The organism is Mycobacterium sp. 20KCMC460 (genome assembly GCF_022179425.1).
Lineage (GTDB): Bacteria > Actinomycetota > Actinomycetes > Mycobacteriales > Mycobacteriaceae > Mycobacterium > Mycobacterium kiyosense.
Genome location: NZ_AP025524.1, coordinates 3,297,267 through 3,319,304 on the forward strand (window position 1 = coordinate 3,297,267; position 22,038 = coordinate 3,319,304).

Annotated in this window: 20 protein-coding genes; 8 read left to right on the forward strand and 12 right to left on the reverse strand. The window is 68.6% G+C overall.

Annotated elements, in window-relative coordinates; all coding sequences use genetic code 11:
* Positions 1-55 precede the first annotated feature (55 nt).
* The 7 genes from MKCMC460_RS15210 to MKCMC460_RS15240 form a co-directional block, all read right to left on the reverse strand.
* Complete coding sequence (locus tag MKCMC460_RS15210; protein WP_238304503.1) at positions 56-2,245, reverse strand: malate synthase G; 2,190 nt, start codon at positions 2,243-2,245, stop codon at positions 56-58.
* Between the two features lie 262 nt (positions 2,246-2,507).
* The gene (locus MKCMC460_RS15215; protein ID WP_236983602.1) at positions 2,508-3,605 is read right to left on the reverse strand and encodes a hemolysin family protein; all 1,098 of its coding nucleotides are present in this window, start codon (positions 3,603-3,605) and stop codon (positions 2,508-2,510) included.
* Entirely contained in the window at positions 3,602-4,957 is a 1,356-nt protein-coding gene (locus MKCMC460_RS15220; RefSeq protein WP_238304505.1) for a hemolysin family protein, read from the reverse strand. Before MKCMC460_RS15220 ends, MKCMC460_RS15215 begins: the two co-directional genes overlap by 4 nt.
* A gap of 19 nt (positions 4,958-4,976) precedes the next feature.
* Entirely contained in the window at positions 4,977-6,413 is a 1,437-nt protein-coding gene (locus MKCMC460_RS15225; RefSeq protein WP_238304507.1) for a GuaB1 family IMP dehydrogenase-related protein, read from the reverse strand.
* A 12-nt stretch (positions 6,414-6,425) separates the two neighbouring features.
* Positions 6,426-7,883, reverse strand: a complete 1,458-nt coding sequence (gene gndA / locus MKCMC460_RS15230; RefSeq protein WP_238304509.1) for an NADP-dependent phosphogluconate dehydrogenase — start codon at positions 7,881-7,883, stop codon at positions 6,426-6,428.
* 107 nt (positions 7,884-7,990) lie between these two features.
* Positions 7,991-8,941, reverse strand: a complete 951-nt coding sequence (locus MKCMC460_RS15235) for a M56 family metallopeptidase (RefSeq protein WP_238304511.1) — start codon at positions 8,939-8,941, stop codon at positions 7,991-7,993.
* Positions 8,942-8,955: 14 nt separating this feature from the next.
* Complete coding sequence (locus MKCMC460_RS15240; RefSeq protein ID WP_236983591.1) at positions 8,956-9,372, reverse strand: BlaI/MecI/CopY family transcriptional regulator; 417 nt, start codon at positions 9,370-9,372, stop codon at positions 8,956-8,958.
* Between the two features lie 377 nt (positions 9,373-9,749).
* Between MKCMC460_RS15240 and MKCMC460_RS15245 the strand changes: the two genes are divergently transcribed.
* Entirely contained in the window at positions 9,750-10,172 is a 423-nt protein-coding gene (locus tag MKCMC460_RS15245) for a PaaI family thioesterase (protein WP_238304513.1), read from the forward strand.
* Between the two features lie 10 nt (positions 10,173-10,182).
* Here the strand turns inward: MKCMC460_RS15245 and MKCMC460_RS15250 are convergent, their stop codons facing one another.
* The 3 genes from MKCMC460_RS15250 to MKCMC460_RS15260 form a co-directional block, all read right to left on the reverse strand.
* The gene (locus tag MKCMC460_RS15250) at positions 10,183-11,583 is read right to left on the reverse strand and encodes an NAD(P)/FAD-dependent oxidoreductase (protein WP_236983587.1); all 1,401 of its coding nucleotides are present in this window, start codon (positions 11,581-11,583) and stop codon (positions 10,183-10,185) included.
* Positions 11,584-11,732: 149 nt separating this feature from the next.
* On the reverse strand, positions 11,733-12,653 hold the full coding sequence (locus MKCMC460_RS15255; RefSeq protein ID WP_236983585.1) for an LLM class F420-dependent oxidoreductase: 921 nt from the start codon (positions 12,651-12,653) through the stop codon (positions 11,733-11,735).
* Between the two features lie 41 nt (positions 12,654-12,694).
* A complete protein-coding gene (locus tag MKCMC460_RS15260; protein ID WP_236983584.1) occupies positions 12,695-13,372 on the reverse strand; it encodes an SDR family oxidoreductase in 678 nt (225 codons plus the stop codon).
* A 131-nt stretch (positions 13,373-13,503) separates the two neighbouring features.
* Here MKCMC460_RS15260 and modA point away from each other — a divergent pair, with 131 nt between their 5' ends.
* The 6 genes from modA (at position 13,504) to MKCMC460_RS15290 (ending at position 18,955) form a co-directional block, all read left to right on the forward strand.
* Positions 13,504-14,262 carry a molybdate ABC transporter substrate-binding protein gene (modA, locus tag MKCMC460_RS15265; RefSeq protein WP_238304515.1) on the forward strand — a complete coding sequence of 253 codons (759 nt, stop codon included), beginning with the start codon at positions 13,504-13,506 and terminating at the stop codon, positions 14,260-14,262.
* Positions 14,263-14,271: 9 nt separating this feature from the next.
* Entirely contained in the window at positions 14,272-15,066 is a 795-nt protein-coding gene (locus MKCMC460_RS15270; protein ID WP_238304517.1) for an ABC transporter permease, read from the forward strand.
* Between the two features lie 6 nt (positions 15,067-15,072).
* Positions 15,073-16,161: a sulfate/molybdate ABC transporter ATP-binding protein gene (locus tag MKCMC460_RS15275; protein ID WP_238304519.1), complete on the forward strand. Its 1,089-nt coding sequence runs from the start codon at positions 15,073-15,075 to the stop codon at positions 16,159-16,161.
* An 88-nt stretch (positions 16,162-16,249) separates the two neighbouring features.
* Positions 16,250-17,479 carry an alanine and proline-rich secreted protein Apa gene (locus MKCMC460_RS15280; RefSeq protein WP_238304521.1) on the forward strand — a complete coding sequence of 410 codons (1,230 nt, stop codon included), beginning with the start codon at positions 16,250-16,252 and terminating at the stop codon, positions 17,477-17,479.
* 119 nt (positions 17,480-17,598) lie between these two features.
* The gene (locus tag MKCMC460_RS15285; protein ID WP_236983580.1) at positions 17,599-17,898 is read left to right on the forward strand and encodes a GlsB/YeaQ/YmgE family stress response membrane protein; all 300 of its coding nucleotides are present in this window, start codon (positions 17,599-17,601) and stop codon (positions 17,896-17,898) included.
* Positions 17,899-17,929: 31 nt separating this feature from the next.
* Positions 17,930-18,955 (forward strand): zinc-binding alcohol dehydrogenase family protein, encoded by a 1,026-nt coding sequence (locus MKCMC460_RS15290; RefSeq protein WP_236983578.1) that lies wholly within the window; start codon positions 17,930-17,932, stop codon positions 18,953-18,955.
* Between the two features lie 3 nt (positions 18,956-18,958).
* On the opposite strand, the gene MKCMC460_RS15295 is transcribed toward MKCMC460_RS15290, so the two are convergent.
* Complete coding sequence (locus MKCMC460_RS15295; RefSeq protein ID WP_370652822.1) at positions 18,959-19,720, reverse strand: lysostaphin resistance A-like protein; 762 nt, start codon at positions 19,718-19,720, stop codon at positions 18,959-18,961.
* A 36-nt stretch (positions 19,721-19,756) separates the two neighbouring features.
* Entirely contained in the window at positions 19,757-20,428 is a 672-nt protein-coding gene (locus MKCMC460_RS15300; RefSeq protein WP_236983577.1) for an MOSC domain-containing protein, read from the reverse strand.
* 83 nt (positions 20,429-20,511) lie between these two features.
* Here MKCMC460_RS15300 and MKCMC460_RS15305 point away from each other — a divergent pair, with 83 nt between their 5' ends.
* Positions 20,512-22,038, forward strand: a complete 1,527-nt coding sequence (locus MKCMC460_RS15305; RefSeq protein ID WP_236983576.1) for an HNH endonuclease signature motif containing protein — start codon at positions 20,512-20,514, stop codon at positions 22,036-22,038.

The window sequence follows — 22,038 nt, forward strand, 5'->3', positions numbered from 1 at the left end:
TCTGTGCGTCCTCTCCGTGAAATCGTGTGCAGGTTGCCGCCGGTCGGCGGGCTGGCTACACGCCGGCGCGAGCTTTGAATTCCCGACGACGGCGGTGCAGGATCGGCTCGGTGTAGCCGTTGGGCTGCTGGCCGCCGGACAGGATCAGCTCCTGCGCCGCCAGGAAGGCGATGCTGTCGTCGAAGTTCGGCGCCATCGGAAGGTACGCCGCGTCGCCCTCGTTCTGCTTGTCGACCAGCGGCGCCATCCGTTCCAGGCTGGCGCGCACATCCTCGGCGGTGATCACGCCGTGCCGCAGCCAGTTGGCCAGCAGCTGGCTGGAGATGCGCAGCGTCGCGCGGTCCTCCATCAGGGCCACATTGTGGATGTCGGGCACTTTCGAACAACCCACGCCCTGGTCGATCCAGCGCACCACATAACCGAGGATGGACTGGCAGTTGTTGTCGACCTCCTCGCGGATCTCCTCCGGCGCCCAGGCCAGCTCTTTGGCCAGCGGGACGGTCAGCAGTTCCTCGATGGTGGTGCGCCGCTTGCCTTCGAGTTCCTTCTGCACCGCGAACACGTCGACCTGGTGGTAGTGCATGGCGTGCAGCGTCGCCGCCGTCGGAGACGGCACCCACGCGGTGGTGGCGCCGGCTTTGGGCTGGCCGATCTTCTGCTCCACCATGTCGGCCATCAGCTCGGTCATCGCCCACATGCCCTTGCCGATCTGGGCCTTGCCGGCGAAACCGGCGGCCAGGCCGGTGTCGACGTTGGCGTCCTCGTAGGCCTTGATCCAGGTGGTGTTCTTCATCGCACCCTTGCGGATCATCGGACCCGCCTCCATCGAGGTGTGGATCTCGTCACCGGTGCGGTCCAGGAAGCCGGTGTTGATGAATACGACGCGGTCGGCCGCCGCCTTGATGCACGCCTTGAGGTTGACCGTGGTGCGGCGCTCCTCGTCCATGATGCCGACCTTGAGGGTGGACTGCGGCAGCCCCAGGACGTCCTCCACCCGGCTGAACAGCTCGCAGGTGAACGCGACCTCTTCGGGGCCGTGCATCTTCGGCTTGACGATGTACACCGAGCCGGTACGGCTGTTGATCAGCGGACCGTTGTCATCGGTGCTCTTCAAGCCATGGATGGCGGTCAATCCGGTGAACAGGGCGTCCTGGATGCCCTCGGGGACCTCGTTGCCGTCGGCGTCCACGATCGCGTCGTTGGTCATCAGATGTCCGACGTTGCGCACGAACATCAGGCTGCGCCCGGGCAGGGTCAGTTCCCCGTCGCCGCCGGGGCGGGTGTAGGTGCGGTCGGCGTTGAGCTTGCGGGTGAACGACTTGCCGTCCTTGCTGACCTCTTCGGCCAGGTCACCCTTGTTGAGCCCGAGCCAATTGCGGTAGCCGAGCACCTTGTCGTCGGCGTCGACCGCGGCCACCGAGTCCTCGAAGTCCATGATGGTGGTGATCGCCGATTCGAGCACCACGTCCTTGATGCCGGCGGCGTCGGTCTTGCCGATCGGCGACTCGGGGTCGACCAGGATCTCGATGTGCAGGCCGTTGTTGACCAACAGCACCGACCAGTTGGGTGCGCCGAGTTCGCCGCTGTATCCGACGAACTTCTCCGGACTGGCCAACCCGGTGGTTTGACCGCCGACCTCGATCTGTAGCGCGCCGTCGACGATGCTCAGTCCACCCGCGTTCGCCCAGGATCCCGACGCCAGCGGAACGGCGCCGTCCAGGAAATCACGCGCGTAGGCGATCACCTTGTCGCCGCGCACCTTGTTGTACCCCGAGCCCTTCTCGGCGCCGTCGTCCTCGGGAATGACGTCGGTGCCGTACAGGGCGTCGTACAGCGAACCCCAGCGGGCGTTGGCCGCGTTGAGCGCGAACCGCGCGTTGAGCACCGGCACCACCAGCTGCGGGCCGGCGGTCGTGGTGATCTCGTCGTCGACACCGGAGGTGGTGATGGTGAAGTCGTCCGGCTCCGGCAGCAGGTAGCCGATCTCGGTGAGGAACTGCCGGTAGGCCTCCGGGTCGAGCGGCTCGAGCACCCGCAGCCGGTGCCACTTGTCGATCTGGGCCTGCAGCTCGTCGCGGATCGCCAGCAGCTCCTGGTTACGCGGGGTGAGATCGGTCACCACCTTGTCCACGCCGGCCCAGAAGCTGTCCGGGTCGATACCGGTGCCGGGCAGGGCTTCGTTGTTCACGAAGTCGTACAGCACCCGGGCAATCCGCAAGTTGCCCTGGGTAACACGCTCAGTCATCGTTCTCCTCCGTAACGGCCCGTTATGGCCCTTCACCAGCCCGCACGCACCCTCGTCGGACCAGGATCAGCTACCGTCAGCCTACCCACCGGTAGCCTGACGAGCCCCGACGATCCTAGCCCGGCCCGCTTGTGACGCCGGGTCGTGGCGCGCTGACGCGGCATCCGCAGCAACGCCGTCGCCGCGGGCGAATCGCTTTGTGGCAACGGCGGGCACCGGGAAATTCGTTCCCCTCGGCACTGGTACCCGCGGCCGCTGAAGATCATACGGGCCGCTGATCGGACCCGGGCGCCCCCTCGCGCATGCGGCCGAGCAAATCTTCCACCAGGTCCTCCAGCGCCACCATCGCCACCACCTGGCTACGGGTGGTGCTCTTGGCGGTGTCGTCGCCGTCATCGGTGGTGACCAGGGCCAGGTGGCTGTTACTGCGACGCATCCGGGACAGCGCCTCGGGCAGGCCGAGCGACTGCGGCAGCCGCGGCAGCGGGCGCACCAGCGCCAGGTCGATCACCGTCGCCGGGTCGGTTCCCAGCGCCAGCACATCCTTGATGTGCAGGTATCCGATGTAATCCCCGGCGCCGTTCACCACCGGGAACCGTGAGTAGCCGGTCTGCGCCAGCGCCTGCTCGATCGCACCGATGGTGGGTCCCGTCCCTTCGGCGGCCACCGGCACCGCGTGCACCTTGGCCAGCGGGACCGCGACGTCGCCGACCACCCGGGTGCGTACCCGCAGCGCCAGCGTCAGCCGGACGTGTTCCTCCTCGTCGAGCAGGCCTTCGGACAGCGACTCGGCGATCATGTCGGACAGTTCCACGGTGGACACCGTGATGTCGAGTTCGTCCTTGGGCTCCACCCCCAGCAGCCGCAGGATGGCGTTCGCGCACTTGTTGTACAGCACGATGATCGGCCGCGCGGCGCGCACGTACGGCAGGTACGCCGGGACCAGCAGCATCGCGGTGCGCTCCGGACCGGCCAACGCGATGTTCTTGGGCACCATCTCGCCGAGCAGCACGTGCAGCGTCACCACGAGAGCCAGCGCGACCACGAACGCCAGGGTGTGCACCAGCGCGGGGTACAGCCCGGCCATGCCGAACCAGTTGCGCAGCACTTCGGCCACCGCCGGTTCGGCGATCCGGCCCAGCAACAGCGAGGCCACCGTGACGCCCAGCTGGGCGCCGGCCAGCATCGCGGGTAGTTGTTCACCGGCCCGGATCACGGTCACCGCGCTGGCGCGGCCCTGTTCGGCCAGCGCCTCCAGGCGGTCCCGCCGCGCCGAGATCAGCGCGAACTCGGCCCCCACGAAGAACGCGTTGAGCGCGATCAACAGCAGCGCCAACGCCACCGCCAGCACCGGGTTCATCGCTCGCCCCCGTCCGTGCGGGGCAGTTCGCTCAGTTCGAGCTGGTCGATTCGCCGCCCGTCCAGTTGCACCACCTTGGCCCGCCAGCGCACCGACTGCTCGGGCAGCCCGTCGCGGTCCAGCGCGGGCAGGTCGACGGATTCGCCGGCCACCGGGATGTGTCCGAGTTCGCGCAGCACCAGCCCGCCGATCGTCTCGTAGGGTCCCTCCGGGGCCCGGTAGCCGATGGCGGTCTCCACCTCGTCGATGCGCAGCAGACCCGACACCCGCCAGCCGTTGCCGGAGGTCACCACGTCCGGCGTCGCGTCGTCGTGTTCGTCGCGCACGTCGCCGACGATCTCTTCGATCAGGTCTTCGACGGTCACCATCCCCGCCGTGCCGCCGTACTCGTCGACGACCATGGCCGTCTGCAGGGCGTTGGCCCGGATCTGGGCCATCACCGCGTCACCGTCGAGGGTCGACGGCACCACCGCGACCGGTTTGGCGACCGTCGTCAGCAAGGTGGTGGCTCGGTCGGCGGGCGCCACCTCGAAGACCTGTTTGACGTGCACGATGCCGATCGTTTCGTCGAGGTCGCCCTGCACGACCGGGAATCGGGAGAAACCGGTGTCGGCGACGGCGGCGACCAGGTCGGCGACCGTGTCGTCGGTCTGCAGGGCGACGATTTTCGACCGCGGCGTCATCAGCTCCTCGGCCGTCAGCGTGCCGAACTGCAGCGACCGGTGCATCAGGGAGGCGGTGACGTCGTCCAGCGAACCCCGCCGCGCCGAGGTCCGCACCAGCGACACGAGTTCCTGAGGCGTGCGCGCCGAGCGCAGTTCCTCGGCCGGCTCGATGCCGAATCGGCGCACGATCCAGTTGGCGGCTCCGTTGGTCAGCCGGATCGCCGGCGTGAACAGCACCGAGAACAGCCACTGCGGCAGCACCACGGCGCGGGCGGTGCGCAGCGGCCGCGCCACCCCCAGGTACTTCGGGACCAACTCACCGAACACCATCGACACCGAGGTCACCACCAGCAGCGCCAGGATCGCCATGATGGTGTCTGCCAGCTTGTCCGACATCCCGATCGCGTCGAACCATGGATGCGGCAGGTTGGCCACCAGCGGGTCGGTCAGGTAACCGGTGGCCAGGGTGGTGATGGAGATGCCCAGCTGTGCGCCGGACAGCTGAAACGACAGCCGCCGGTGGGCTCGGCGGATGAACCGGTCCCGGCGCGAACCGGTGCGTGCGTTGGCCTCCACGATGGTGCGGTCCAGCGCGGTCAGGGAGAATTCGGCGGCGACGAACACCGCGGTACCGAACGTGAGCGCCAGAATGGCCAGCACGCTGAGCACGGTGCTGGAGTGGTTCATCTCTAGTTTCGGGAGCCTTTCACCAACCGGTGGGCAAGGGGTGGCCCTCGGCGAATCCCGCCGCCGACTGGATGCCGACCACCGCTCGCTCGTGCAACTCTTCCAGGTTCGCCGCGCCCACGTAGGTGCAGGTGCTGCGGACGCCGGAGGTGATGTGGTCGATCAGGTCTTCGACGCCGCCGCGGTCGGGGTCCAGCCCCATCCGCGACGTCGAGATGCCCTCCTCGAACAGCGCTTTGCGGGCGCGGTCGAAGGGGCTGTCGGCGCCGGTGCGGGCGGCCACCGCCCGTTTGGACGCCATGCCGTAGCTCTCTTTGTACGGTTGGTCGTCGCGATCGTGCATCAGGTCGCCGGGGGACTCGTAGGTGCCGGCGAACCACGAGCCGATCATCACGTTGGATGCGCCGGCGGCCAGCGCCAGCGCCACGTCCCGCGGGTGCCGGATGCCGCCGTCCGCCCACACGTGGCCACCCAATTGCCTTGCCGCGGAGGCACATTCGACTACCGCGGAGAACTGTGGCCGGCCGACTCCGGTCATCATCCGGGTGGTGCACATGGCGCCGGGGCCCACCCCGACCTTGACGATGCCCGCGCCTGCCTCGATCAGGTCCCGGGTTCCCTGCGCCGAGACCACGTTGCCGGCCACCAACGGCACCCCCAGGTCCAGCGCGGCGATCGCACTGATCGCCTCGAGTGTCTTGACCTGATGACCGTGGGCGGTGTCGATGACCAGCACGTCCACCCCGGCCTCGGCCAGCGCCTGGGCCTTGCTCGCCGCGTCGCCGTTGATGCCCACCGCCGCACCGATCCGCAGCCGGCCGGCGCCGTCGACCGCCGGGCTGTAGATGCCGGTGCGGATGGCCCCGGTGCGGGTCAGTACGCCGGCCAGCGCGCCGTCTCCGGCGGTCACCACCGCGACGTCGATGGGCGCGTGCTCGAGCAGGTCATAGATCTTGCGCGGCTCGGTGCCCACCGGCGCGGTGACGAAATCGGTGGCCGCGACGTCGCGGACCCGGGTGAACCGATCCACGCCGACGCACGACGCCTCGCGCACCACGCCGATCGGTCGGCCTTCGAAGACCACCACCGCGACACCGTGGGCGCGCTTGTGGATCAGCGCCATCGCGTCGGACACCGAGTCGTCGGGCGCCAGCGTCACCGGGGTGTCCAGGACCAGGTCGCGGCTCTTGACGAACTGCACCATCTGCTGCACCGCCGGGATCGGCAGATCCTGCGGCAGGATGACGATGCCGCCGCGGCGGGCCACCGTCTCGGCCATCCGCCGTCCCGCCACCGCGGTCATGTTGGCGACCACCACCGGGATGGTGGTTCCGGAGCCGTCCGCGGTGGACAGGTCCACGTCGAACCGCGAGGCCACCTCCGAGCGGTTCGGAACGATGAACACGTCGTTGTAGGTGAGGTCGAACGCCGGGCGGTGCCCGTCCAGAAATCTCATTCAGATAGCTCGCTAAGCAGGTACTTCGCTTCGGTCTCCGCTCCACAGGGTGTGGAACTTCTTGCCCGGCTCCGCATCGGTGCGCCCGTAAGTGTGCGCCCCGAAGAAGTCGCGCAGCCCTTGGGTCAGGGCGGCGGGCAGTCGCTCGGTGCGCAGGCCGTCGTAGTAGGACAGCGCCGAGGAGAACCCCGGAATGGGGATACCCAGCTGGGTGGCGGTTACCACGACCCGGCGCCAGCTGTCGATGGCGGCTTCGATGGCGCTGCGGAAGTAGGGCGCTACGAGCAGCGTCGGCAGGTCGGGGTCGTCGTCGAACGCGTCTTTGATCCGGTTGAGGAACTTGGCCCGGATGATGCAGCCGCCGCGCCAGATGGTGGCCAGATCGCCCGGGGTGATGCCCCAGTCGTATTCGGCGCTGCCGGCCTGAATCTGGTTGAAGCCCTGGGCGTAGGCGATGATCTTCGAGGCGTAGAGGGCCTGTCGAATGTCCTCGGTGAACTGCGCGGGGTCGCCCGGCTTGGCGCCGAGGTCACCCGAGGCCAGGCCGGTGGTGGCCTTGCGCTGGGGCACCGAACCCGACAGCGCGCGGGCGAACACCGCCTCGGCGATGCCGGTGACCGGCACGCCCAGATCCAGCGCCGACTTCACCGTCCAGCGGCCGGTGCCCTTCTGCTCGGCTTCGTCGACGATCACGTCGACCAGCGGCTTGCCGGTCTTGGCGTCGATCTGACGCAACACCTGCGCGGTGATCTCGACCAGGAAACTGTCCAGGTCGCCGGAGTTCCATTCGTCGAACACGTCGGCGATCTCGCCGGCGGACTTGCCCAGCGCATCGCGCAGCAACTGATAGGCCTCGCCGATCAGCTGCATGTCGGAGTACTCGATACCGTTGTGCACCATCTTGACGAAGTGCCCGGCGCCGTCCGGGCCGATGTGGGTACAGCAGGGCACCCCGTCGACGTGCGCGGAGATCTCCTCGAGCAGCGGGCCCAGCGACTCATACGACTCGGCCGGGCCGCCCGGCATGATCGACGGGCCGTTGAGCGCGCCTTCCTCGCCACCGGAGATGCCGGCGCCGACGAAGTGCAGGCCGCGCTCGCGGATCGCCTTCTCCCGACGGATGGTGTCGGTGTAGAGCGCGTTGCCGCCGTCGATGATGATGTCGCCTTCCTCCATGGCGTCGGCGAGTTCGTTGATGACGGCGTCGGTGGGGTCACCGGCCTTGACCATGATGATGACCCGGCGCGGTTTTTCCAGTGCGGCAAGGAATTCGGGGATAGTTTCACTGCGCACGAAGTTGCCGTCGGAGCCGTGTTCTTCCAGAAGCGCGTCGGTCTTGGCGACCGACCGGTTGTGCAGGGCCACGGTGTATCCGTGCCGGGCGAAGTTGCGGGCCAGGTTCGAGCCCATCACCGCCAAACCGGTGACTCCGATCTGGGCGGTCGCGGTGGGCGAGTCCGACGAACTCATGTCCTGCCTCTCAGGTTTGGTGAACTACCGGGCCTGGTGGGTTTGCCCGAAAGCTGTCGAACCCACTCTGACACAACGGACTCGCGGCTCGGGTGTCCGGTTGGGGATCAGAAGTTGATCAACCGGTGCAATTCGGTCAGCCAGGGCACCGCCAGCGCGACGGTGGGCACCACGAGGACGGCCGCGGCGGCCAGGTAGGCCGTCACCGACAGCATCAGGCTGTTGCCCCGCCCGGAGAGCCGGCGCACCCGCACCACGGTGCTGGGGCCACCTGCGGCCAGCGCGCCGGACGGCGCCCGACCGGACGCGCAGGCCACCAACGCCCGGGCCAGGGGAGTGCGTCCGGTGGCGCGCACCGCGGCGTCGTCGGCCAGTAGCTCCACCAGCAATTGGACCGCACCCAGCGCGTTGCCGCTGCGCACCAGCCGCGGGAACGCGGCGTGCACCGCGGTGAACGCCTCGAGCACCAGATCGTGCCGGGCCCGTAGGTGGGCGCGCTCGTGGGTCAGAATCGCCGTCACCTCGGTGTCGGCCAAGGTGTTCAGCGCGCCTTCGCTGACCACCACGCGGCTTCGCACGCCGGGCAGGCAGTAGGCCAGGGGTTGTTCGACGTCTAGGACGCGCAGGTCACGCGTCCTGGTGCAGGGTTGCGCCAGCGCGGTGTCGCGTCCGACTCCGACCAGGTCGACGACCATGCGGTGCCGGGCGCGGCGGCGTCGCGTGGCGATCGCGACTCGCACCACGGCCACCACCAGTCGCACGCCGACCAGGACGGTCAGGGCGAAGACGGCGAGGTAGGCCGCCCACAGCGGCCAGCCGAGGCGACCCTCGGCGTCGAGGATGCCGGCGGTGGGCCGCCCGTCCGGGCCGGGCATGAGCAGCCGGCTGGCAATCGCGATGCCGGCGCTGAACGTCGAGAGGACGGCGGCCAGGGCGATGGCCTGCCACAGCACCATCGCGGCCCGCGGGGCACGCAGCGGCCAGGAGGCGCGAGCCAGTACAGCCGGTGTCGGGCCAGCCAGCAGCACCGCAAGAATGGTGAAGGCCAGCGCAGACACGCCGATAGTCTCCCTCAGTCGTCGGCTGGAGGTCCAGCCGATGGCGAATTGCGGTGATTGGCTTCCAATTCGGCCAGTGCACGCCGCAGCGCGGCGGCTTCGTCGGCTCCGACTTTTTCGACGAAATGCACCAGCGCGGCCTGCCGGCCACCGGAGTCCTCGGCCTGGGCGAGCGCGTCGACCATCAGTCCGGCGACGAGCTCGTCACGGCCGTGGACTGGGGCATACCGGTGTGCCCGGTCGTCGCGAATCTGGGACACCAGGTTCTTCTTCGCCAACCGTTGCAGCACGGTCATGATCGTTGTGTAGGCGAGATCGCGGCGCGCCGACAACGCTTCGTGCACCTGGCGAACGGTTTGGGGTTCCGGCGCGGACCACAAGTGGTCCATCACTGCACGTTCCAGGTCCCCCAGCCGCGTCAGCTTGGCCATAGTTCATCTCCTGAGCGTTGGTATCAGCGTACTCCGGATTACTACCGAGTGTCGTAACAAAAAACCGGTGTCGTCCCATTCGGGTAGTCGTGTCCAGGAAGCCGATCGGCATTGTGACGGTCGTCACAGCAGCGGTCGAAACGACGGCCGACGTGGCTGAACACACCGGCAACACTACCCAATCGATGCTTGCAAAATTAGGGCAGCCTTGCCTATGCTAAATCCGGTCGAGCGAATAGATGACCGCGAAGGAGTCCTGAGGGCTGCAGTGACCCCCGGTCTTACTCGATCGGCGAGCCCCGTGCCACGTGCACGGGGCTCGCCTGCATTTTCGGGACCCTTCGAGGCCAGAAACCCGATGGTGTAAACACAAGGGCGTGCCATCAGCGCCTGACCCGGATTCTGCAGCCCTACCAGCTGATTTCGTAGCCCCGTTCGACAGCGAACTCGGCCTGCGATACACCGAAGTGAGCGCCGACGGCGCCCGCGCCGAACTCGAGGTGCAGCCCAAGCTGTTGCAGCCGATGGGCCTGGTCCACGGCGGCGTCTACTGCTCGATGGTCGAGAGCATGGCCAGCGTGGCCGCCTACGCCTGGCTGGCTGAACACGGCGGCGGCAATGTCGTCGGGGTCAACAACAACACCGACTTCCTGCGTTCCATCGGCTCGGGCACCGTCCGCGGCAAAGCCGAACCGGTACACCGCGGACGCCGCCAGCAGCTGTGGCAGGTCACCCTCACCGACGACGGCGGCCGGGTGGTGGCCCGGGGCCAAGTGCGCTTGCAGAATCTGGAAGCCTGACCCCGACGGGTCAGCTGGCCACCTTTTCGACCGCCACTGATCCGTGCGCCTCGGCGGCGAGCTCGGCCAGTTGTTCGATGCGCGTCCGCGCGAACGCCTGCTGTTCGGTGATGGCGAGCTGGCCGCGGTGAGTGCTCAGGAAGGTCACCGTCCACGACAGCAGCGTGCTCACCTTCGTCTTGAACCCGACCAGGTAGACCAGGTGCAGCACCAGCCAGGCCAGCCAGGCGATGAACCCGCTGAACTCCAGCGGACCAATCTTGGCCAGCGCCGAGAACCGGGACACCGTGGCCATCGAGCCCTTGTCGAAGTACTGGAACGGCTCGCGCTCACTCGGGTCGGCCCCGGCCAGCTCCGACTTGATGTTGCTGGCCACATACTTGGCACCCTGGATCGCACCCTGCGCCACGCCGGGCACCCCGTCGACGGCGGCCATGTCGCCGATGACAAAGACGTTCGGGTGGCCGGGCAGCGACAAGTCGGGCAACACCTGCACCCGACCGGCCCGGTCCAGTTCGACGTCGGACTGCTCGGCCAGGTCGCGGCCCAACCCGCTGGCCTGGACGCCGGCGGACCACACCTTGCAGGCCGACTCGATGCGCCGCTCGGTACCGTCAGAATCCTTGACCGTGATGCCGTTGCGGTCCACGGAGGTGACCATCGCGCCCAGTTGGATCTCGACGCCCATCTTCTCCAGCCGGGCCGCGGCGCGCTTGCCCAGCTTCTCACCCATCGACGGCAGCACCGCCGGCGCGGCGTCGAGCAGGATCACCCGGGCCTTCGTCGAGTCGATGTGGCGGAACGAGCCCTTCAACGTGTGCCCGGCCAATTCGGCGATCTGCCCCGCCATCTCCACGCCGGTAGGACCGGCGCCGACGACGGTGAAGGTCAGCAGCTTGGCGCGGCGTTCCGGGTCACTGGACCGTTCGGCCTGCTCGAAAGCGCTCAGAATCCGGCCGCGCAGTTCCAGCGCGTCGTCGATCGACTTCATGCCGGGCGCGAACTCGGCGAAATGATCGTTGCCGAAATACGACTGCCCTGCCCCCGCAGCGACGATCAAGCTGTCGAAGGGCGTCTCGTAGGTATGGCCGAGCAGTTCCGAAATCACCTTCTTGCCGGCCAGGTCGATGTGGGTGACGTTGCCGAGCAGCACCTCGACGTTGCGCTGCCGGCGCAGCACCACCCGGGTGGCGGGGGCGATTTCGCCCTCGGAGAGGATCCCGGTGGCAACCTGGTACAGCAACGGCTGGAACAGGTGCTGTGTGGTCCGCGCAATCAGTTTGATGTCGACGTCGGCGCGCTTGAGCTTCTTTGCCGCGTTGAGGCCGCCGAACCCCGACCCGATGATCACCACTTGGTGGCGACGGGGCGCTTCGGCAGTCTCAACTGTGGTTTTGTGCTCAGAACTCATTGTGCGCTGCTCCTGACGGGATCTCCTGGGGCGGGCGACTGCAGTTAGCCATCAACCATTCCAAGCGTAGTCAACCGACTCCGACAAACCCAACTGCGAGCCTGTGCCCTTTGACACAGTCAGCGAAATCCGCCTGGTGCGGATATGGGTTACCCGCCGAACAGCGGTCGCAACACCTCGGCCACGGTGGTGATCATCCCGGGGACGTGGCCGTTGGGCAGGTTGATGATCGCGCCGCCCACCCCGGCGTCGAGCACCTTGGTCTTGACCTGCTCCGCAATCTCCTGGGGACCTCCGGCGGCCACCCGGGCGCGCCTGCTCTCCGGCAGCTGATCGGCCTTGAGGTTCTCGTCGAGCAGTACCGTCAGCATCAGGCTGGTTTCCAGCGTCGCCGGGTCGCGGCCCACCTCCGCGCAGCGCGCCCTGACCGCGTCGATCTTGCGCGGCAGTTCGTCGAACGCGGCGATGATGTTGAGGTGGTCGGCGTATTGGGCGGCGAGTCGGAAGGTTTTCTTTTCGCCGCTGCCGCCGATCAGGACGGGGACCCGGTCGCGGTAGCGCGGTTCGGCCATCGCCGACTCGGTGCGGTACCAGTCGCCGGAGAAGGTGGGCCGCTCGCCTTTGATCATCGGCTGCAGGATCTGCAGCGCTTCCTCGAGGCGGTTGAACCGGTCGGTGAACGTGCCGAATTCGAATCCGAGTTGGCGATGTTCGAGCTCGTACCAACCCGCACCGATGCCGAGAACCGCCCGGCCGGCGCTCACCACGTCCAGCGTGGTGATCACCTTGGCCAGCAAGGCGGGGTTGCGGTAGGTGTTTCCGGTGACCAGGGTGCCCAGTTGCAGCCGTTCGGTGGCGGTGGCCAGCGCGCCCAGTGCGGTGTAAGCCTCGAGCATGGGCTGGTCGGGTGTGCCGATCATCGGCAATTGGTAGAAGTGGTCCATCACGAACAGCGAGTCGTAGCCCGCCGCTTCAGCCTCGCGCGCTTGCGCGATGACCGTCGGGAACAGGTTTTCCACGCCCGTCCCGTAGGAGAAGTCGGGAATCTGAAAGCCAAGCCGAATAGCCACGGAACCCACCGTAGGCGACCGGGGTCAGGGGTCGAGCGGCCTCAGGCGAATTGAGCCAGCGCGCCGTGGCTGACGTGCAGCGTCTGCCCGGTGATGTGGCGAGCCGCCGGCGTGGTCAGAAACAGCGACAACCTGGCGATCTCCGCGGCCACCGGCTCCGGGGTGCGGGACAGACCCTCGTAGCCGGCCTGCACGCTGCGACCGCACGCGACGGCGTTGACGGTGATGCCGCGGACGCCGTACACCTCGGCCTGGCCGCTGACCCAGTTGGACAGGGCGGCCTTGATCGCGGCGTCGACGCTGCCGGTCGCCGGGTTTTCGGGCACCACGGTGATGATGTGACCGCCCGAGCGCAGCAGCTCACTGACGCACTGCACGGTCAGCACCACCGAGAGCACGGTGGCGTCAAGCGTGCGGCGCCATGCGGCGGCGGTGTCGGACAGCGAGTAGGTGCGGGGATCGCCGGCGTCCCAGGTGGGCGCCGGAACGTTGACGATGGTGTCCAGGTGGTGCGGAAACAAACTCCGCGCCTCGTGCAGGCTGGCGGGGTCGGTGGTGTCGCAGACGATGGCGTCGACGTCGAGTTCCTTGGCCACGACCTCGAGGTCGCCGCCGCGGGCTCCTACCAGGGTGACCTTGTGTCCGTCCTCGCGGAAACGCTCCGCTACCGTGCGCCCAAGATCGGTGTCTGCGCCAGTGACCACAACCTCCACTGCCATGACCTCCTCGTATTGGCAATCGCGGTTCATGTTACTGGACAGTAGCTATTCCGCGAAACCGGACGGCACTGCGACGCGCTGGTGAATTCGATAACTATTCAGCCGCACTCGGTCGGCACTAAGTTGGACCGGTGCGCCGCATCGGGTTCGTCGTCGGGTTGGTGACGTCACTGCTCGTCGGCGGGGTGACGGCGTGTCATTCCAGCTCACCGTCGGGTCGGTCGATCGTGGTGTTCGCGGCCGCCTCGCTGAACAAGGCGTTCACCCAGATCGGCACGCGTTTCAAGGCCGACAACCCCGGGACGGACGTCAAGTTCAACTTCGCGGGATCCTCCGACCTGGCCACCCAGTTGACCCAGGGCGCGACGGCCGACGTCTTCGCCTCGGCCGACACCGCGCAGATGGACAAGGTCGCCAAGGCCGGGCTGCTGGCCGCGGACCCGGTCGCGTTCGCCACCAACACGTTGGTCATCGTCACCGCCCCGGGCAACCCGAAACACGTCGCCTCGTTCGGCGACCTGGCCGCGCCGGGACTCGACGTGGTCGTCTGCCAGCGTCCGGTGCCGTGCGGAGCCGCCACCGCCCGGGTCGAAGACGCCACCGGAACGCACCTGCATCCGGTCAGCGAGGAACTCAGCGTGACCGACGCGCTCAACAAGGTCACCAGCGGACAGGCCGATGCCGCCCTGGTGTACCTCACCGACGCTCAGAACGCGGGGGCGAAGGTGACGACCGTCAAGTTCCCGGAGGCCGCCGGCGCGGTGAACGTGTATCCCATCGCGACGCTGAAGAAGGCGCCGCAGGCCGCGCTGGCACAAAAATTCCTGGCCCTCGTCACCGGCGACGCCGGACAGCAGATCCTGCGCGAAGCCGGCTTCGTCAAACCCTGACCAACTCTTGTGCACACGCCGACGGAACTGCCGCGCTGGGTATATTTGCCCGCCGCGGTGGGAGCGGCTTTCGTGGGGTTGCCCCTGCTCGCGATCGCCGTCAAGGTTGACTGGCCGCATTTCTGGTCGCTGATCAGCAGCGACTCGTCTGCGACGGCACTGCTGCTGAGCTTGAAGACGGCGGCCGCCAGCACCGCTCTGTGCGTGCTGTTGGGGGTGCCGATGGCGCTGGTGCTGGCGCGCAGCGGGCTGCGACCGGTGCGCCTGCTGCGGCCGCTGATCCTGCTGCCGCTGGTGCTGCCACCGGTGGTGGGGGGCATCGCGCTGCTGTACGCGTTCGGTCGGCTCGGCCTGCTCGGGCGTTACCTGGAAGGCGCCGGGATCAGCATCGCGTTCAGCACCACGGCTGTGGTGATAGCGCAGACGTTCGTTTCGCTGCCGTTCCTGGTGATCTCGCTGGAGGGCGCCGCGCGCACGGCCGGCGCCGATTACGAGGTGGTGGCGGCGACGCTGGGGGCGCGGCCTACCCGGATCTGGTGGCGGGTCACGTTGCCGCTGCTGATGCCGGGGCTGGCGTCGGGGGCGGTGCTGGCGTTCGCCCGCTCGCTGGGCGAGTTCGGCGCCACGTTGACGTTTGCCGGCTCGTTGCAGGGAGTCACCCGCACTTTGCCGCTCGAGATCTACCTGCAGCGGGTCAATGACCCGCAAGCCGCTGTGGCCCTGTCGCTTGTGCTGGTGGGGGTGGCGGCGGTGGTGGTGCTGGGGCTGGGTGCCCGCGGTCTGGCCGGGACGGACTCGAGGTAGCCGGCGATGAGCGATCTGCAGCTGCGTGCTGTGGTGGCCGACCGGTGCGTCGACGTGGACTTCGCGGTGGCCGCGGGTGAGGTGCTGGCGGTGCTGGGCCCGAACGGGGCCGGCAAGTCCACCGCCCTGCACGTCGTCGCGGGATTGGTCCGACCCCATGCGGGGCTGGTGCGGTTGGGAGACCGGGTGCTCACCGACACGCGGGCCGGGGTGGCGGTGCCCACCCACGACCGCCGGGTCGGGCTGCTGCTGCAGGATCCGCTGCTCTTCCCGCACCTGAGCGTGTCCGGCAACGTCGCGTTCGGCCCGCGGAGTTGCCGCGACCGGGCACGCTCCGGGGGCGCCCGGGAATCCGCACTGCGCTGGCTGACCCGGGTGGGAGCCGAGTCGCTGGCCGATCGCAAGCCCCGGCAGCTGTCCGGTGGCCAGGCCCAGCGCGTCGCGATCGCGCGGGCGTTGGCGGCCGAACCACAGGCTCTGCTGCTCGACGAGCCGTTGACCGGCCTCGATGTGACGGCGGCCGCCGCAATCCGCGAGGTGTTGCGCGATGTGGTGGTCCGCAGCGGCATCGCGGTCATCTTGATCACCCACGACTTGCTCGACGTGGTCACCCTCGCCGATCGGGTGCTGGTGCTGGAGGCCGGCAAGGTCAGCGAGATCGGTCCGGCCGCCGAGGTGCTGGCGGCACCCAGGAGCAACTTCGGGGCCCGGATCGCGGGCGTGAACCTGGTCAGCGGAACGCTCGGAACCGACGGCGCCCTGCGCACCCCGGGAGGGCAGGTGTGGCACGGTATCGACAACGGCGTCAGCCCAGGTCAGGGCGGGGTAGCGGTGTTCGCGCCGTCGACGGTGTCGGTGTTCCCGGAACCGCCGCACGGCAGCCCGCGTAACACCGTCGAGGTGACGGTCGCCGGGCTGGAGACCCGCGGCGCCGCCGTCCTGGTCCGCGGGGCCGACCAACCCGACGGCGCTCCCGGCCTGGCCGCCAGCATCACCGCGGAGGCGGCGGCAGAATTGCAGCTCACGACCGGTAGGAGGGTGTGGTTCAGCGTCAAGGCGCTCGAGGTGGCGCTGCACCCTTGTCGCCGACGGTGAACGAACGGCGAATGAACTGGCGAGACATACCTGTTCGAATGGGCAGGCCTTCCTTGCTTCGGGGCGCTGACACGGTAGGTTCGTCGCCATGCATCAGGTAGACCCATACCCGACCCGCCGCAAGGGATTGTGGGCGTCGCTGGCTATCGCCGCGGCGACCAGCGCCAGCGTCGTGACCATTGCATTGCCGGCAGCGTCCAGCGCCGACCCGGAGACCCCGACGCCGGTACCCGCGCCCGGCGCACCCGCTGCACCAGCTCCGGCCGCTCCGGCGCCCGCGTCACCCGCGGCTCCCGCGCCGGCGAACCCGGCCAACCCTGCGAACCCGGCGTCGCCGGCGAACCCTGCCAACCCCGCGAACCCGGCGTCGCCGGCGAACCCGGCCAACCCCGCGAACCCGGCGGCACCGGCGAACCCTGCCAACCCAGCTCCCAACGCTCCGCCGGGCGACCCCGCTGCGGCGCCGGCGCCGGCGGACCCGAACGCACCGCCACCCGACCCGAACGCGCCGGAACCCGGGCGGGTGACCAACGCCGTCGGCGGGTTCAGCTTCGTCGTTCCGCCGGGCTGGGTGGAGTCCGATGCGTCCCATCTGGATTACGGCTCGGCCCTGCTGAGCAAGACCGCCGGTGACGCGCCGATGCCGGGTCAGCCACCCGCGATCGCCAACGACACCCGGATTGTGCTCGGACGGCTGGACCAGAAGCTGTACGCCAGCGCCGAAACCACCAACCCCAAGGCGGCGGTTCGGCTCGGCTCCGACATGGGCGAATTCTTCATGCCCTACCCGGGGACGCGGATCAACCAGGAGACCGTGCCGCTCAACGCCAATGGCATCTCGGGCAGCGCGTCGTACTACGAGGTGAAGTTCAGCGACGCCAACAAGCCGGTCGGACAGATCTGGACCGGGGTGGTCGGGACGGCTGCGGGCGCCACGCCGCCGACGGGTCCGCCGCAGCGCTGGTTCGTGGTCTGGCTGGGCACCTCGAACAATCCGATCGACAAGAATGCCGCCAAGGCGCTGGCCGAGTCGATCCGGCCGTGGTCGGGTCCGGCGGCCCCAGCGCCGGAGGGGGCACCGGGTGCTCCGGCGCCCGCTCCGGGGGCACCCGCGGTGGCGCCGGAACCCGGCGCGCCGGCCGCCCCGGCACCTGCTGCTCCGGCTGCGCCCGCACCTGCTGCTCCGGCTGTGCCCGCTCCGGCTGCGCCAGCCGCTCCGGCGCCAGCGGCCCCGGCACCCGCCGCTCCCGCTGCCCCGGCTCAGGCCCCGGCGGCCGGGACTTCGCCAGAGACGCCGCAGCGCAGCCAACCGGCCTAGACCGTAGCGAGTTCGGGTGTCGGCCGAAACGACACTCGATTCGTTACGTAGAAGGGGTATACCGGGGATCACGGTCCGGCGCTGGGCTGGGCTGGCCAGTGATTACAAGGAGACCCCTCATGGACGTTCTGGCAGCTACCGAGTATCTAGCTCGCTCAACGACCCTGACCAGCGTCGGAGTCGTCGGGTACATCATCATCGGCGCCCTCGCGGGCTGGATCGCCGGCAAGATCGTCAAGGGTGGCGGATCGGGCATTCTGATGAACATCGTGATCGGTGTCGTCGGCGCGCTGATCGGCGGCTTCTTGCTGAGTTTCGCGTTCGACACCGCTTCGGGCGGCTGGTGGTTCACCTTCTTCACCGCGATCCTGGGATCGGTGATCCTGCTGTGGATTGTCGGGTTGGTGCAGCGCCGCTGACCGGATAACCCAAAGGCGGCATGATTGGGTGATGCCCGCACAGACGCCATCCATGATGACCGCGTGGCAGGTGCGCCGGCCCGGGCCGATGGACACCAAGCCGCTGGAGCGAGTCAGCGTCGAGGTTCCGCGGCCCGGGCCGGCTGATCTGTTGGTGCGTGTCCTGGCCTGCGGCGTGTGCCGCACCGACCTGCACGTCACCGAGGGCGATCTGCCCGTTCATCGCCCGCGGGTCACGCCCGGCCACGAGGTGGTGGGCGAGGTCGTCGAAGTCGGTCCCGAGGCGGGCGCCGACTTCAAGGCGGGGGACCGGGTCGGGATCGCCTGGCTGCGCCACACCTGCGGGGAATGCAAGTACTGCCGGCGCGGCGACGAGAATTTGTGTCCGCACTCCCGCTACACCGGCTGGGACGCCGACGGAGGTTATGCCGAATTCACCACCGTGCCAGCGGATTTCGCGCATCATCTACCGGCCGGCTACAGCGACACCGAGCTGGCGCCGCTGTTGTGCGCCGGGATCATCGGTTATCGGTCGCTGCTACGCGCCGAGTTGCCGCCCGGTGGCCGGTTGGGGTTGTACGGGTTCGGCGGTAGCGCCCACATCACCGCGCAGGTCGCGCTGGCGCAGGGTGCCGAGGTGCATGTGATGACCCGCGGTGACGAAGCGCGGGAGCTGGCATTGGCGTTGGGCGCCGCCTCCGCGCAAGGTGCCGCCGATCCGCCGCCGGTGCCGCTGGACGCCGCGATCCTGTTCGCCCCGGTGGGGGAACTGGTGCTGCCCGCGCTGGCGGCTCTAGACCGCGGTGGCACCTTGTCGGTGGCCGGCATCCATCTGAGCGACATCCCCACGCTGAATTATCAGCGCCACCTGTTCCAGGAGCGGCAGCTGCGGTCCGTCACCTCGAACACCCGGGCCGACGCCCGCGCGTTTCTGGACTTCGCGGCGCATCACCACATCGAAGTCACGACGCCGGAATATCCGCTCGGGCAGGCAGATCAGGCGCTTGGCGATCTCAGTTCCGGCCGAATCGCCGGTGCCGCGGTGCTGCTGGTGTGACCGTCAGGTCGACAGGTGCCAGACCAGCGCGGCGGCCAGCGCACCCATCCCGTTGAGCGACCAGTGCAGCGCGATCGGCGCGATCAAGCTGCCGCTGCGCCGTCGTAGCCAGCTGAACACGAAGCCAGCCGCCCCAGTTGCCAGCACCGCCATCGTCACGCCCGCCATCATGCCGAAGACGCCACCCCCGAACAGGTGGGTGAATCCCACGTTGTTGCTGGTCAATCCGAGCGACGTCGCGATGTGCCACAGCCCGAACAGCAGCGAGCCGGCCAGCGCGACACCGCGGAATCCCCAGGCCCGGTCCAACGCGCCATGCAGCACGCCGCGGAAGGCGAGCTCCTCGGGGATCACGGTCTGCAGCGGGATGATCACCATCGAGGCGATCAGGGCGCCGGAGACCGTCGCGTAGTGATTGTTCAGGAACATCGGCCGGGTCACCGGAAGAAGCACGCCGACCGCGATCACCGACAGCACCAGCCCCACGGCGGCCAAGGCGTAGCCCATGCCGGATTTCCAGTGTTCGCGGCCCAGACCGAGTTCAGCCCAGCCCAGACCGCGCCAGCGGACCAGGACCACCAGGCCGACGGCGGCGGCGGGGACGGTCGCGATGCCGGCCCATGGGGTGGTGAAGTGCGCGACCAGGTTGGTGGTCACCAACACCGCGACGACGACGGCGATGTCGAAATAGAGGCGAAAGCGCTCTGGTTGCGAAACAACTGACGCATCGCTCTGACCGCCCTGTCCGCAAGCCTGATTCTGCACCGGGCTGATTCTACCCGTGCGTGGCTGTGCACCCGCTCAGTTCGCTTGTGGCGAACGGCGGCGCGCGAGCATCTTCAGCTCGGCCGACAGCGCATCGGCGGCCAGTAGCCGGGGAAGCAAGTCGGGCTCGGTCATCTTGGCGCGAAAGGCCAGGGCCACGGTGACGTCGTGATCGGGCCGGTAGGCGATCCGGATCGAGTCGCCGGCGCAGACCGTACCTGGATGGATCACCCTGAGATAGGCGCCCGGCTTGCCGGCCTGCGTGAATGTCTTGATCCACCGGTCGAGCTCCAGAAAGGCCGCGAAGGTGCGGCAGGGTGTCCGGGGTGCGCTGACCTCCAGCAGTAAGCCGTCGGAGCCCACCTGCCAGCGTTCGCCGATAAGCGCATCGGTCACCTCGATGCCGTGGGTGGTCAGGTTTTCGCCGAACATCCCGGCGGTGATTTCGCGCTGCAGCTGCGCTTGCCAGAAGTCGAGGTCTTCGCGGGCGTAGGCGTAGACGGCCTGGTCGTCACCGCCGTGCAGTTTGCGGTTGCCGATCGTGTCGCCGGCCAGGCCGCTGCCCGAGCCGCCCCGCATCGGGCCGGGGGCGCGGACCTCGACGGGACCGGCGGCCGGCAGCTTGTCGATGCCGGTCACCCGGGATGCCGCGCGGGGGTCGGGATTGCGGCGGGCCCGGGCCACGTTGACGGACAGGACCTTCGGCATCCGCACAGGTTAGCGTCGGTCGCGGGTGCGGCGTTGACCTGATCGTGCAGCCATTGTCAGCGGGTCGGTGTACATTCGCAAGTATGTTCGAACAGCTGGTGTTGGGTGACCCGGGCTCGCAGCTACAGGAGTCCTTTGAGGTTTTCTACGAGCGCTCTGCCCAACGACCGGTGACGCCGGAATCGGCAGCTTTTTTGCAGCGCATCCGGGACGTGACCCGGCTGGAGAATCAGGCCGCAGCGGCGCAGTTGACGGCGATCGGCGAATTGTTCGCGTACCGGCTGGGGCAGTGCACCGGCAACGAGTTGTGGGCCATCGACACCATGGAAGCCGTCGCGGCGGAGGTGGCCGCGGCATTGCGGATCGGCCAGACCCGTGCGGTGGGCAAGGTCCGCTATGCCCGCGCGATGCGTGAACGGCTGCCCCAGACCGCGCAGGTGTTCAGCGCCGGGGACATTGATGCCGCCGCGTTCGGGATCATCGTGTTTCGCACCGATGCGATCGAAGATCCGGAGGTTTTGGCCCGGGTCGATGCGTTGATCGCAGCCAATGTGACCCGGTGGCCCTCACTGAGCAAGTATCGCCTTGCCGCCCAGGTCGACAAGATCGTGGTGGGCGCCGACGTCGATGCGCTGCGGCGCCGCCAACAGCGCCACCGCGGCCGCGAGATCCTGATCAGCGAGGACGGGGACGGGATCGCGCTGATCGAGGGCAGCCTGGCCACCCCCGACGCCCTCGCCCTGGATCAGCGCCTGACGGCGATGGCGGCCACCGTCTGCCCCAACGACCCGCGTACCCGCGACGAACGCCGCGCCGACGCCTTGGGCGCGTTAGCCGCCGGCGCGGACCGGCTCGGCTGCCGTTGCGGGCGGCCGGACTGTGCCGCTGGGCAGCGAAAGCCGGCTGCGCCGGTGGTGATCCACGTGATCGCCGAGCAGGCCACCTTGGACGGCACCGGCGCGACCCCGGCGTCGGTGATCGGCGCCGAGGGACTGATCACGCCCGAACTGCTCGCCGAGCTTGCCGTCACGGCCAGGCAGCTGCCGCTGGTCCATCCGGGCTTCCGCGCTCCGGAGCCCGGATACCGGCCATCCAAAGAACTGGCCGATTTCGTGCGTGCACGCGACCTCACCTGCCGGTGGCCCGGCTGCGATGTGCCGGCCACCCGCTGTGACATCGATCATTCGATCCCGCACGCCGACGGCGGCCCCACCCATGCGGCCAACCTGCATTGCAAATGCCGCACGCACCACCTCGTGAAGACCTTCTGGGGCTGGCGGGAACAGCAATTAGCCGATGGCACAATCATTTTCACTTCCCCGGGCGGCGACACCCACGTCACCACCCCCGGCAGCGCCCTGCTGTTCCCCGGCCTGTGCACCGCCACCGGCGGCATGCCCAGCCCCGAGGCAACCACCCCACCGGTCGACTACTGCGGTGAACGCACCGCGATGATGCCCACCCGCCGCCGCACCCGCGCCCAGGACCGCGCGCAGCGCATCGCCACCGAACGCGCGCACAATCGCCAGATCCGCGAGAGTCGCTACACCGACTGCTGCAGCGCCGACGTGCCACGCGGCGCCGAACCCGAGGAGCCCCCGCCCTTCTAG